The organism is Streptococcus sanguinis (genome assembly GCF_050223295.1).
Lineage (GTDB): Bacteria > Bacillota > Bacilli > Lactobacillales > Streptococcaceae > Streptococcus > Streptococcus sanguinis_X.
The window spans coordinates 913,762-928,162 of sequence record NZ_CP071424.1; the positions used below are offsets into that span (position 1 = coordinate 913,762).

Below are 14,401 nucleotides of genomic sequence, written 5' to 3' on the forward strand. Positions count from 1 at the left end.
TCTCTATAGCTGAGCTAAGAATTTTTCTACGAAAAATGTTACAATGAAATGACAAGTCAAAGGAGGAGAATATGGAGCACAAAGAAAAAGATTTTAGCCTATCTTGGTTTTTTAAATGGTTTTTGGATAACAAGGCCATTACAGTATTTCTAGTAACCCTTTTGATGGGGCTAAATATTTTTATACTTAGTAAAATCAGTTTTATTTTTAGTCCAGTCATTGAATTTTTGGGAGTAATCATGCTGCCGGTTATTTTAGCTGGTCTGCTTTATTATCTGTTAAATCCCATCGTCGACTGGATGGAAAAGCATAAGATTAATCGACTGGTTGCTATTACCATTGTCTTTGTTTTAATTGCTTTTTTGATTATCTGGGGCTTGGCTGTTGCTATTCCTAGCTTGCAGCATCAGGTCATGGCCTTTGTCAGAAATGTTCCAGCTTATCTGAAACAGGCTGACAAGTTCATCGACGATGTCGTGACTAAGTATATTTCGGCAGATTTCAAGCCGCAGATTGAGGAATACACTAGCAATCTGTCTAGCCAGATTACCGATTGGGCCAGCAATTTTTCATCGCGGGCAGTCAATTGGGCGGGGAACTTAATCAGTACAACTTCGCAGATCATCGTGGCAATTATCATCATGCCTTTTATCCTTTTTTACCTGTTGAGAGACGGGAAAAACCTGAAAGGCTATGTGACCCAGTTTCTGCCAACTAAATTCCGCGCTTCCTTTGGTCAAGTGATGACGGATATCAACAGCCAGCTGGCCAACTATGTGCGCGGTCAGGTGACGGTCGCTATCATTGTAGCTCTGATGTTTATTGTTTTCTTCAAGATTATTGGTCTGCGCTATGGTGTCACTCTTGGAGTAATTGCGGGCGTTCTCAATCTGGTACCTTATCTGGGCAGCTTTTTGGCCATGCTTCCGGCTCTGGCAATCGGTTTGATTGCTGGAGGTCCAGTGATGCTGGCTAAAGTCATTGTTGTTTTCATAATTGAGCAGACAATCGAGGGGCGTTTTGTTTCTCCTCTGGTCTTGGGCAGTCAGCTCAGCATTCATCCAATTACGATTTTATTCGTATTATTGACTTCTGGTACCATGTTTGGCATTTGGGGCGTTTTCCTGGGAATTCCTGCCTATGCTTCAGCCAAGGTTGCCATTGCGGCCATCTTTAAGTGGTATCAGAAAGTAAGTGGCCTCTATGAAGCCGATTTTGAACAAGAAGGAGAAATCAGTGAGCAAGAGTGAGCAAATGTTGGCAGCTTTACAGGAGCAGGACCTAGCTCTGGCTGATCGCTATTTCGAGCAAGCCCTGACTACAGACAGCGAAGAAGAATTATTGGATTTGGCCGATTACTTAGAGAGTATCGGCTTTTTCCCTCAGGCCAAGCGTATTTTCGAAAAGTTGGCTCCTGACTATCCAGCTTCTTATATCAGTCTGGCAGCTATTGCCAGTGATGATGGGGACTTGGAGCAGGCATTTGCCTATCTGGAGGAGATTCAGCCAGACAGTGACTGGTATGTTGCTGCTCTCTTGGCTAAGGCTGATCTCTATCAGCTAGAGGGGCTGCCTGATGTAGCTCGTGAAAAACTGGCTCAGGCAGCGGCGCTGACTGATGAGCCTTTGGTAACCTTTGGTCTGGCTGAGATAGATTTGGAGCTGGGGGATTTTTCTCAGGCGATTAAGGAATATGCCCAGCTAGATAATCGTACAATCTTTGAGCAAACAGGCGTCTCAACCTATCAGCGGATTGGGGTATGCTATGCCAGTCTTGGAAAATTTGCAGCGGCCATTGAGTTTTTGGAGAAAGCAGTTGAGCTGGAGTATGACGATGCTGCGGTTTATGAGCTGGCGACTATTTTAGCGGACCAAGAAGAATACCAAAAGGCCAATCTTTATTTCAAGCAATTGGATACTCTGTCGCCGGATTTTGAAGGCTACGAGTATGGCTATGCCTTGTCTCTTCATGCGGAGCATCGGACGGCTGAAGCCCTGACTCTTGCTCAGCAGGGCTTGGCTAAGAATCCTTTTGAGACTCGGCTCTTACTTTTAGCATCACAGCTTTCTTATGAACTTCATGATGAGAAAGCGGCTGAACATTATCTCTTGCAGGCTCAGGAAGATGCGGATGATTTGGAAGAGATTACCTTGCGACTGACTACTCTTTATTTGGAGCAGGAGCGCTATGAGGATATTTTAGAATTTGCAAAGCAAGAAGTCGATAATGCCTTGACCCGCTGGAATCTAGCGCGTGCTTATCAGTCCTTGGAAAATCTGGAAAAAGCAGAGGAACTCTATAATCAACTGGCTCGTGAATTGCAAGACAATCCAGAGTTTTTGGAGCAGTATGTCTATCTTTTGCGAGAACTAGGCCGATTTGAAGAAGCTAAAAAGGCTGCTGTTTCTTACCTGAGATTAGTACCTGATGATGGGAGTATGCAGGAGCTTTATGAAAGCTTATAAGAGTTTAAGAAGCACTCGCTCAGCCCTTTCCCACAATTTATGGTATAATGATTGGCGTAGAAATTCAGTAAGCCAATGTAATAAAGATGAAAAAACTTAGCTGGATGGGCAATAATATTTTTAGAAGAGAAAGATTAAGGAAAAAGAATGGCAGAACCAATCAAATTATTTCAATATAATACTTTGGGAGCTTTGATGGCTGGTCTTTACGATGGCAGTATGACTGTTGGAGAGCTGCTTCAGTATGGAGATTTGGGCTTGGGAACGCTGGACTCTATTGATGGTGAGCTCATTGTTCTCAATGGTAAGGCTTATCAGGCAAAGGGCTCTGGAGAAGTGCCAGAAGTGGTTGAGGTGTCACCCGATATGACAGTGCCTTATGCGGCAGTGGTTCCTCATCAGGCTGAGGTCATTTTCCGTCAGCGCTTTGAGATGGATGACAAGGAGCTGGAAAAGCGGATTGAGTCTTACTATGATGGCGAAAATCTTTTCCGCTCTATCAAGATTCATGGCGATTTCGCCCGCATGCATGTTCGGATGATTCCCAAGTCTACGACGGAACGGAAGTTTGCAGAAGTAGCAGTCAACCAGCCTGAGTATCGTAAGGAAAATGTCACGGGCACCATCGTTGGTATCTGGACACCTGAGATTTTCCACGGGGTCAGTCTGGCAGGCTATCATCTGCATTTTGTATCGGATGATTTGACTTTTGGCGGTCACGTCATGGACTTTGTCATCAAGGAAGGTGTCGTCGAGTTGGGTGCTGTAGACCAGCTGGATCAGCGTTTCCCGGTACAAGATCGCAAGTATCTCTTTGCCAAGTTTAATATGGATGAGATGAAAGAAGATATGGAAAAGTCGGAATAAATAGTAGGGGTGAGCATTGTTTGCTTCCCTCTTTTTTGATATAATTGGAAAAAATAAAGGAGAAAAGAAGCTATGATTTATTTGGTAAACGCCAGCCCGAATAGGAATGGTAATAGTTTTAAGTTGGGGCACTTTTTTCTGCGGGATAGAGATTATGAGGCTCTTCAATTAGTGGATTACCACATTGAGCAATATGGGCAGTCAGCAGAAAACGACCAGTTCTTTCAAGTCTATGAGCAGCTGAGTCAGGCTGATGTGCTGGTCTTTACCAGCCCTATTTATTGGTGGTCTTTTTCAGGTTTGCTAAAAACTCTGTTGGACCGAGTGGCTGATGTACATGAGCCGCAGGAAGCACTTAAGGGCAAAAAGGTATTTTTTCTCCTGCAAGGTTCTCAACCCAGCAAAGAAATTGAAATGCTGGACTACGTGATGAGCCGCTTTTGCCAGAACTGCGGACTCGAATATGAGGGGCTGGCCGTAACCACTCATGAACTGAAAGAAATTGAAGGTTGGGAATTAGCAGCCTTGCAGGAAAAATTAGATAAGGTTTTATCAGAAGGTTAAAAGTGAGAAGATTCGTTTGCGGATCTTCTTTTTTTACTATAAAAATGGAGCCTTTTTTTTATGTGTCTATTTTTGGACACAATGGCCCTCAACTACAGTCATATCCATGGCTAACTAAATATAAATGTTGTATAATACCAATTGCTATTAAATATTAATATAGGAGATTCTATGGGAAAAGAATTATTTAACCCCCATTTAAATAAGTTTTCAATTCGAAAATTAAATGTCGGAGTTTGCTCGGTATTATTATCTACCGTTTTTCTTTTAGGTACTGCGGCTACGGTCAATGCAGATGAAACTGCCAGCGGATCTGTAGATGATAATATCTCACTGCCAGAAAAACCGACGGACTCTGCTATGAGTCAGCCAGTCAGTCAGCCTGCTCTTGAGAATACAGCAACATCTGCTGTTCCTGAAACAGCTAACTCAGAAGCAAGTGCTGATCAAAATCAGCTGGTAAGTCCAGCTGCAGTTTCAGAGCAAACAGCACCTGAAAAGGCACAAGAAGCTAATCAAACAGCTGAGACCTCTAATGAAGCCAGACCAGCTGAAGCTAGTCGGACGCGCTCTTATTCAGTGCAATATACGCCAAAACCAAGTTCTGCGGCTATGCCAAGGTCTGATCGTAATGGTCAGCCAATGGAGGCAGGAACTTCATTCCGTACAGCCAGTCCTGCTGGTCAAGCTAGCTCTGCTATACAAGATGCGACACCTAATCCTACAGTTTCTAAACCAACACTGGAAGAATCAGTGAGGAAACGTTCTGATGAGTTGATGAAGCAGGTAAACTGGCTAGATTTTGGTGATACTAAATCACTGAGAAATCTAGATAAAGATGGCTCCTTTAAAGTTGGAACAGTATATGAGAAGGAAATTTCTCCAGGCTATGTGGTCAAACTGACTGTGACGGAATTGAAACCTTTCTATGCGACAGAGATCTATCGTGATCGAGTAAAGGGAACTGAGTACGAAAGCAGTTATGATCCCAATGCAAAAAATACTTGGCTTCAATATAACAATAGCAATAATTATGCTTATCAGTATTGGTATGGTGATGATTACCGTCCTAAAATTACTGGTGCTGCTCAGAATCAATATTCAGCTATTAAGTCAGAGGGAATTGATACCAAAGGGCGTAAGACCCAACTGCAGGTTCCTAAAGATGAAGCTAACTATGGCGTGAAGTTCAAAGTTGAAGCTAGATATCGTGGGAAGCCTGTTAAAGCAACCGTTGTCATGGCTGATGGAGAAGAGGCAAACCCTGGTGAGTATGCTATCTTTACAACCAATGGTAAGGGTTGGGAACATTTGGCCGAATGGAAGCGTACAGTTACAGACGCAAATGGTGTGACTACTGAGATTACAGAAACCTATAAGCCAATGAAGCCTACTACAGAAGGCCAATTTATTGGAAATGACGGTACTGGGGTTCATTGGCAGGCCTATGTCAGTCCTGATCAAAAGACTGGCGGACTGGGAAGTCAAGTATTTGGACCGAATGTTTCTAGAAATAATACGATTCCACTTGTGATGACTCGTGGTGCTTCAGAGGTTGGTATTTACATAGCTTCTTCTGGTCAGCAGGCTGCGATGATTGGTTTTATGGCAATTGATGAAGGTGATGCACCGGATTCCTATGGAAAAGCGATTCATGCTATTTCAAGATACAATGCAGAAACTGGCGGTCAAAATCCACAGCCATTCTTGGGCCGTGTTGCGGCTGATATTGATACCACATCTGGAAACAACTGGAAGCATGACGATCAGAATGATTTAGCCGATGAAGGTATTAATCAGCTCTTGTCTGATGATTTAGTCGGGAAAACCAATGGTCTTTTTCCAGTAAACCGTCTGCATGACGGAGATTATTCTCTCCGCATCCATGCTTCGGCTAATGGATACGAAAAAGCCTATGTTCGCGCGTGGATTGACTTCAATAATAATGGTGTCTTTGACGAAGACGAAGCCAGTGAATTTACCGAAGTAACAACTGCGGGAGATTATACTGTCAACTTTAAGAAGAATCCAGCTATGACTAATCCTGAACTTAGCAAGTTGGGAATGCGGGTTCGTATCGCCTTGAACAAGGGAGATATTGAAAAGCCAACCGGAACTGCATTTAGTGGTGAGGTGGAAGATCTAGAAGTTGAACTGACCTATCCACCAAAAGGTGAGAAGAAGGAAAGTACTGGAATCCGTGATCAGAGACAGACAGCCACTCTTCATTTTACTCCGCAGGGGATTGCTCAAAATACTGAAAATAAGAAAGTAGCGATTGATACTACTAAAGCTCCGATTGTATTGGATGCGAGAGGAAATGCCCTGACTGCTGATGCAGCAGGCTGGTACAACACTGCTGAAGGCCGTTATAAAGTAACAGCAAATGCTGCTGATGTAGATGTGGTATATGAGCCTAAAGCTGGCTTTATCGGCACAGCTCAGGGGATTAACATTCGTCGTTTTGATACTAACGGCGCAAGTACAGATTGGATTGCCAAGAATCAGGCTGAAGCAGTCATCAATGACCAACTCAATACCATGGATGGACGTTATGTACCAACCGTGCTCAATGTTCCTAAGTATGAAACAACGGATGCTCAAGGACTGACGCAAGAAAAGACGCCTGTCTTTAATGATGGTGATGCTGACAAAACTCCGGCAAGTCCGACGGCAGCAAATCCTGTAAAATTTGTGAAAGCAGATGGAACGACTACAGATGATACTAGAGTTCTAGCTTTATCAAATGGTCGGGAAGTCGGTCGTTTTGAAGTCGAATCTGCAACAGGTAAGATTACTTTCAAACCAAACAAAAACTTTGTTGGTACTGTAGACCCTGTGTCTGTTCAAATGATTGATGGCAAAGGCATTCCGCATCAAGCTGTTTATCAGCCAAAGGTGACACCTGTTAGACCAACTGCTCAAGGTGCCAGCAGTGAGGGCATTCAAGGTGCAGTTCAGACAGGACAGTTGAGCTTCAATCCAGGCAATAATCGTGTGCCCATTGATAGCAAGAAGTTGCCAACCTTTGATAATGGCAGCCAAACTAAAACAATTGTTGATGTTGGTACTTATCAGGTGGATAATCAAGGCCTAGTTACCTTTACTCCACTGCTAACTTATACTGGACGGCCAGCGGCAGAGACTGTCAAGCGAGTAGATGTCAATGGAACAGAAGTAACAGCTACCTATCAGGCTGATGTAAAAGCAGCAGCACCAAGTGCGACGAATGCTGAAACCAGTGGTATACAAGGCCAAGTTCAGCGAGGAAAAATCAGCTTCACAGAAGGTTCTGCGCAAGTCAACGGTCAAAAACAAACAGTGGTCTTTCCAGCTGGCTCAACTCCGCTCTTTGACAATGGTTCGACTGTTAAAGAAGTGCCTACTGTTGGTAAGTTTGAAGTGGACGTGAATGGAAATGTAACCTTTACTCCAGAGAAACAATTTAAAGGCCTTACGCCAGACATCAGGATTACTCGTACAGATACGAATGGCAGCACAGCTACAGCTATCTACAAGGCAACAGTCACTGCTGTAACTCCAACCGGAACAAACATTACCAGCACTGGTAAACAAGGCCGTCCACAGACAGGTAAGCCAAACTTTGTCAGTGGCAACCCAGATGTACCATTGGATAATGATACTCCAGCGACTTTCGAAGATGGAAGCAAGCGCAAGGTGGTTCCAAATGTCGGAATCTTTGAAGTGGCACCAGATGGATCTGTTACTTTCACACCGGACAAGCAATATGTTGGGACACCAGACCCGGTTGTTGTTAAGCGTGTAGATAAGAATGGCACTCCTGTGACGGCTAAGTACACGCCTACTGTTGAGAAGGTGACCCCAAAAGCAACAGGCGCTCAGACGAAAGGCCCTCAAGGCCAAGTTCAAAAAGGAAAAGTTACTTTTGAACCAGGAAGTCCTCAAGTTGGTTTCCCAGAAAACAGCACCCCAGTCTTTGACACCGGCACGAATGTGAAAGAAATTGCCAAAGTCGGTAAGTTCGAGGTTGATACGGAGGGTAATGTCACCTTTACTCCAGTCAAAACCTTTGTAGGCAAAACTCCAGAAGTCGAACTCAGCCGTACAGATGTTAATGGTACAGTAGCCAAGGCCAAATATCGGGCGACTGTGACCGCTGTGACTCCGACGGGAACTGGAGATCAGACAGAAGGTCCGCAAGGCCAAGTCCAAAAGGGCCGTGTAACTTTTAAAGCTGGCGATCCAAAAGTAGAATTCCCAGCCAATAGCACGCCAGTCTTTGACACGGGTACGAATGTGAAAGAAATTGCCAAAGTCGGTAAGTTCGAAGTAGATGCTGAGGGCAATGTCACCTTCATGCCAGACAAGCGCTTTGTAGGTGAAACGCCAGAAATTAGCATTTCTCGCAAAGATGCAAATGGTATTGCAGCAAAAGTCACTTATATCGCGACAGTTACATCAGTAACTCCAACAGGAACTAATGTGACTAGCACTGGTCCTCAGGGTATCCCGCAAACAGGTACCCCAACTTTCCAAGGTGGTGATCCGCTAGTTCCGATTGATGAAGCAGTCGAGCCTACCTTCAAAGATGGCAGCAAGGAAAAGACTATTCCAAGCCAGGGAACTTACACCATCACTCCAGATGGCGCAGTGACCTTCACACCGGAGAAGCAGTTTGTAGGCAAACCTGATCCAGTTACCGTTAAGCGAGTGGATAAGAATGGCACTCCAGTGACAGCGACCTACAGTCCAGAATTCACCAAGGTAACTCCGACTGGTACTGGTGATAAGACAGAAGGATTGCAAGGTCAGGTTCAAGAAGGCCATGTTAGCTTCACACCAGGTCATGATTCTGTGCCGTTTCCAGCTGAAACAACTCCGCTCTTTGACAATGGTTTGACTGTTAAAGAGATTCCAACCGTTGGTAAATTTGAAGTGGATGCCAATGGCAAGGTGACTTTCACGCCAGACAAGCAGTTTAAGGGAATCACTCCTGATCTGACATTGGTTCGAGCAGATGTGAATGGCACTCCTGTTACCGTCAAATACCAAGCAGTGGTGAAAGAAGTGGTTCCAACGGGAACAAATATCACCAGCACTGGTGAGCAAGGCCGTCCACAAACAGGCAAGCCAAACTTCGTGAGCGGCACTCCGGGAGTTCCACTGGATAATGATACTCCGGCTACTTTCGATGACGGAAGCAAGCGCAAGGTTGTTCCAAATGTCGGTATCTTTGAAGTGGCACCAGACGGTTCTGTCACCTTTACCCCAGATAAGCAATTTGTTGGCACACCAGATCCGGTTATTGTTAAGCGAGTGGACAAAAATGGCACTCCTGTGACAGCCAAGTATACGCCAACTGTTGAGAAAGTGTCTCCAAGAGCGACAGGTGCTCAGACAGAGGGGCTTCAAGGCCAAGTTCAAAAAGCCAAAGTTACTTTTGAAGCAGGAAGTCCGCAAGTCGGCTTCCCAGAAAACAGTACGCCAATTTTTGATACTGGCACTACTGTACAGGAAGTTGCTAAAGTCGGTAAGTTCGAGGTTGATGCGGAGGGTAATGTTACCTTCACACCAGTCAAATCGTTTGTCGGTAAGACACCAGAAGTTGAACTTAGCCGTACAGATGTCAACGGTACAGCAGCAAAAGCCAATTACCAAGCAAGTGTGACAGCTGTTACCCCGACAGGTACTGGTGATAAGACAGAAGGTCTTCAAGGTCAGGTTCAAAAAGGTCATGTCACCTTCACGCCAGGCCATGAATTAGTTCCATTCCCAGCAGGTTCGACTCCGCTATTTGGTAACGGAAAAAATATTAAAGAAGTACCGAATATCGGTAAGTTCGAAGTGGATGCAGATGGTATTGTGACCTTCACTCCAGACAAACAGTTCAAGGGTGAAACACCAGAATTAGGAATCATTCGTGTGGACGCCAATGGCACTCCTGTTACAGTTAAGTACCAAGCGGTAGTGAAAGAAGTAACTCCGACAGGTACCACCGTTACGAGCACCGGTCCGCAGGGTATCCCGCAAACAGGAACCCCAACCTTCAAAGCTGCGGATCCACTAGTTCCAATCGATGAAACAGTCGAGCCAACTTTTGACGATGGCAGCAAGGAAAAAACCATTCCAGGTCAAGGAACGTACACCATCACTCCAGATGGCGTAGTGACCTTCACGCCAGACAAGCAATTTGTAGGCAAACCAGATCCAATCACTGTAAAACGTGTGGATAAAAATGGTACGCCAGTAACTGCAACATATAGCCCAGAGTTTACTAAGGTAACTCCAACCGGCACCACAGCGACTAGCACCGGTCCACAAGGCCGTCCACAAACTGGTACCCCAACCTTTGAGGGTGGAGATCCACTGGTTCCAATCGATGAAACAGTTGAGCCAACCTTTGCAGATGGAAGTAAGGAGAAGAAGATTCCAGGTCAGGGAACTTACACCATTACTCCAGATGGAGCAGTGACCTTCACGCCAGAGAAGCAGTTTGTAGGCAGACCAGATCCAATCACTGTGAAACGAGTGGATAAGAATGGTACTCCAGTAACTGCGACTTACAGTCCAGAGTTTACCAAGGTGACTCCAACAGGTACCGGCACTAAAACAGAAGGTCTTCAAGGCCAAGTCCAAGAAGGCAAAGTGACCTTCACGCCTGGTCATGATTCAGTTCCATTCCCGGCTGGTTCGACTCCGCTTTTTGATAACAATTCAACAGTGAAGAAAGTACCGAATGTTGGTAAGTTCGAAGTGGATGCGGATGGCAAGGTGACTTTCACTCCAGACAAGCAATTCAAGGGTGAAACGCCAGAACTTGAATTGACTCGTGTAGATGCCAACGGCACCCCTGTTACAGTTAAGTACCAAGCGGTAGTGAAAGAGGTAACTCCAACAGGCACCACCTCAACCAGCACGGGCCCACAAGGCCGTCCACAAACGGGTAAACCAAACTTTGTTGGTGGCGACCCAGATGTACCACTGGATAATGATACTCCAGCGACTTTCGATGATGGAAGCAAACGCAAGGAAGTTCCAAATGTCGGAATCTTCGAAGTAACACCAGATGGATCTGTTACTTTCACACCTGACAAGCAATATGTTGGTACACCAGATCCGGTAACTGTTAAGCGGGTAGATAAGAATGGTACACCAGTGACGGCTAAGTACACACCAACAGTTGAAAAAGTCACTCCAAGAGCCACAGGTGCTCAGACAGAGGGGCTTCAAGGCCAAGTTCAAAAAGGTAAGATTACTTTTGAAGCAGGAAATCCGCAAGTCGGCTTTCCAGAAAACAGTACACCAGTCTTTGACACTGGCACGAATGTCAAAGAAATTGCCAAAGTCGGTAAGTTCGAGGTTGATATGGAGGGTAATGTTACCTTTACTCCAGTTAAAACGTTTGTCGGTAAGATACCAGAAATCGAAATCAGACGCGCCGATGTCAATGGTACAGTAGCTAAGGCTAACTACCAAGCGACTGTGACTGCTGTTATTCCGACAGGTACTGGCACCAAGACAGAAGGTCTTCAAGGCCAAGTCCAAGAAGGCAAAGTGACCTTCACGCCTGGTCATGATTCAGTTCCATTCCCAGCTGGTTCAACTCCATTATTCGATAATGGTACCGCAGTTAAAGAAGTACCAAATGTTGGTAAGTTTGAAGTGGATGCGGATGGTAAGGTGACCTTCACACCAGACAAGCAGTTTAAGGGTGAAACACCAGAACTTGAATTGACTCGTGTGGATACCAATGGAACACCAGTAACTGTCAAATATCAAGCGGTAGTGAGGGAAGTCACTCCGACAGGTAAAACCTCAACCAGCACGGGTCCACAAGGCAGTCCACAAATGGGTAAACCAAACTTTGTTGGTGGCGACCCAGATGTACCACTGGATAATGACACTCCAGCGACTTTCGATGATGGAAGCAAACGCAAGGAAGTTCCAAATGTCGGTACTTTTGAAGTGGCACCAGATGGTTCTGTTACTTTCACACCGGACAAGCAATTTGTTGGGACACCAGACCCAGTTGTTGTTAAGCGAGTAGATAAGAATGGTACCCCAGTGACGGCTAAGTACACACCTACAGTTGAGAAAGTGACCCCAATAGGAACTACCGCAACCAGCACTGGTCCTCAGGGTGTTCCTCAAACGGGTACTCCAACCTTCACAGGCGGTGATCCACTAGTTCCAATTGATGAATCAGTAGAGCCAACTTTCGAAGATGGAAGTAAGGAGAAAAAGATTCCAGGTCAGGGAACTTACACCATTACTCCAGATGGCGTAGTGACCTTCACACCGGACAAGCAGTTTGTAGGTAAGCCGGACCCAATCACAGTCAAGCGAGTGGACAAGAATGGCACACCAGTAACAGCGACCTACAGTCCAGAGTTCACCAAGGTAACTCCAACTGGTACTGGTGTCAAGACAGAAGGGCTTCAAGGCCAAGTCCAAGAAGGCAAAGTGACCTTCACGCCTGGTCATGATTCAGTTCCATTCCCAGCGGATTCGACTCCGTTATTTGACAATGGTTCCACAGTTAAAGAAGTACCAAATGTTGGTAAGTTTGAAGTGGACGCAGACGGCAAGGTGACCTTCACTCCCGACAAACAATTCAAGGGTGAGACACCAGAACTCGAATTAACTCGCACTGATGTCAATGGCACCCCTGTTACAGTTAAGTACCAAGCGGTAGTGAAAGAGGTGACTCCAACAGGCACAACCGTAATGAGCACTGGCCCACAAGGTCTTCCGCAAACCGGCACTCCAACTTTCAAAGGTGCAGACCCACTAGTTCCGATCGATGAGACAGTAGAGCCAACTTTCGAAGATGGAAGCAAGAAGAAGACCATTCCAGGTCAGGGAACTTATACCATTACTCCGGATGGCGCAGTAACCTTCACTCCCGACAAGCAGTTTGTGGGCAAACCAGATCCAATCACTGTGAAACGAGTAGATAAAAATGGCACACCAGTAACTGCGACCTACAGTCCAGAGTTCACTAAGGTAACTCCGACTGGTACTGGCACTAAGACAGAAGGTCTGCAAGGTCAGGTTCAAAAAGGTCAAGTGACTTTCACGCCAGGACATAAATTAGTTCCATTCCCCGCTGGATCTACTCCACTCTTTGGTAATGGAAAGAATATTAAAGAAGTACCAAATGTTGGTAAGTTCGAAGTGGATGCGGATAACAAGGTGACCTTCACCCCAATAAAACAATTCAAGGGTGAAACATCAGAACAGGGGTTAATTCGTTTAGACGCTAACGGAACTCCTGTTATTGTCAAATATCAAGCAATAGTGAAAGCAGTAGTCCCAACTGGTAAAGATGCTTCCTCTACAAATATCAAGGGGCATGTTCAGACTGGGAAACCTGTCTTCGAGGCAGGTGATCCATTGGTTCCAATTGATGAGTCAGTTGAGCCAACCTTTGAAGATGGAAGCAAGGAAAAGACTATTCCAGGTCAGGGAACATACACCATCGCACCAGACGGTACAGTCACCTTCACTCCAGAAGCTGATTTCCTTGGTAAGGGAACTGGTGTGACCCTTGTCCGTCGTGATAAGAATGGCAGCTCAGTGACAGCTCGTTATGTTCCTACCGTAGTTGAACCATCAACTAGCAAGGATAGTGTATCTAGTGGTCGCAAGGGTCAAGCTCAAACGGGCACGCCAACCTTTGAAGGAGCGATTGACCAGGCAGTAGCACCAACCTTTGAGGACGGCAGCACCGAAATGGTTGTCCCAGGAGAAGGAACTTATCGGTTCAATATGTTGGGGGCAGTGACCTTCGTACCGGAAGCAGACTTTGTCGGAACTACTCGCGGAGTTGTCGTGAAGCGTTCAGATATTTATGGCAATGCCGTGACGGCAACCTATACCCCAACTGTTTTGGGAAGTACTGCTACAGAAGATACCAGCAGCACAGGTCTAAAAGGACAGCCGCAGACTGGCAAACCAATCTTTGAAGGCGACGTGGATCCAACTGTTCCTCCAACTTTCGAGGATGGCAGTACTGAAAAGGTTGTTCCAGGCCAAGGTACTTACACGATTGCGCCAGATGGCACTGTGACCTTTGTACCAGAAACGGGCTTTGTCGGTCAAGCTGACGGTGTGACAGTGATTCGCAAAGACCGCAATGGTCAGACGATTTCAGCGGTTTACGTTCCGACTGTAACAGAAGCTCCTGTTCAGCCAGAGCGGACGATTACGCCTGCACCACCGTCTCTTTCTAAGAGCGAGGGTGCAAAATCCCTTCCTAAGACCGGTACAGAAGAAACCTCATACATAGCTGCAAGCTTACTTGCGGGAGTATCAGGTTTAGGACTGATTGGCTTAGAGAAGAGAAAGAAAAAGTCTGAAGACTAAGAGGTGAGAACTTAGCTTCTAACCGCTAAATCAAAATAGGAAAGATTCGTTTATGGATCTTTCCTCTTTTTTTGTTAAAAATAGACTGTTTTCAACAAAGTGTCTAATTATAATGTTGGTTTCTTACAATTATAGTTATATATATGGATAACTA

At 45.4% G+C, this 14,401-nt stretch carries 5 protein-coding genes; all 5 read left to right on the forward strand.

From position 1 onward, the window contains the following. Positions 1–71: 71 nt before the first annotated feature. Complete coding sequence (locus J1C77_RS04605; RefSeq protein ID WP_002921630.1) at positions 72–1,250, forward strand: AI-2E family transporter; 1,179 nt, start codon at positions 72–74, stop codon at positions 1,248–1,250. After that, the gene (locus J1C77_RS04610) at positions 1,237–2,466 is read left to right on the forward strand and encodes a tetratricopeptide repeat protein (RefSeq protein ID WP_080980284.1); all 1,230 of its coding nucleotides are present in this window, start codon (positions 1,237–1,239) and stop codon (positions 2,464–2,466) included. Before J1C77_RS04605 ends, J1C77_RS04610 begins: the two co-directional genes overlap by 14 nt. 147 nt (positions 2,467–2,613) lie before the next feature. Continuing rightward, positions 2,614–3,333 carry an acetolactate decarboxylase gene (gene budA, locus J1C77_RS04615; RefSeq protein ID WP_002921628.1) on the forward strand — a complete coding sequence of 240 codons (720 nt, stop codon included), beginning with the start codon at positions 2,614–2,616 and terminating at the stop codon, positions 3,331–3,333. Between the two features lie 72 nt (positions 3,334–3,405). Then, positions 3,406–3,897, forward strand: a complete 492-nt coding sequence (locus tag J1C77_RS04620) for a flavodoxin family protein (RefSeq protein WP_002906824.1) — start codon at positions 3,406–3,408, stop codon at positions 3,895–3,897. A 171-nt stretch (positions 3,898–4,068) separates the two neighbouring features. Further along, positions 4,069–14,247, forward strand: coding sequence for a CshA/CshB family fibrillar adhesin-related protein (locus J1C77_RS04625; RefSeq protein WP_002921626.1), 10,179 nt, complete (start codon positions 4,069–4,071; stop codon positions 14,245–14,247). The last annotated feature ends 154 nt before the right edge of the window (positions 14,248–14,401 follow it).

Coding starts and splice junctions, on each gene's coding strand:
- budA (WP_002921628.1), top strand. CDS start 2,614: ATGGCAGAACCAATCAAATTATTTCAATATAATACTTTGGGAGCTTTG.
- J1C77_RS04625 (WP_002921626.1), top strand. CDS start 4,069: ATGGGAAAAGAATTATTTAACCCCCATTTAAATAAGTTTTCAATTCGA.
- J1C77_RS04605 (WP_002921630.1), top strand. CDS start 72: ATGGAGCACAAAGAAAAAGATTTTAGCCTATCTTGGTTTTTTAAATGG.
- J1C77_RS04620 (WP_002906824.1), top strand. CDS start 3,406: ATGATTTATTTGGTAAACGCCAGCCCGAATAGGAATGGTAATAGTTTT.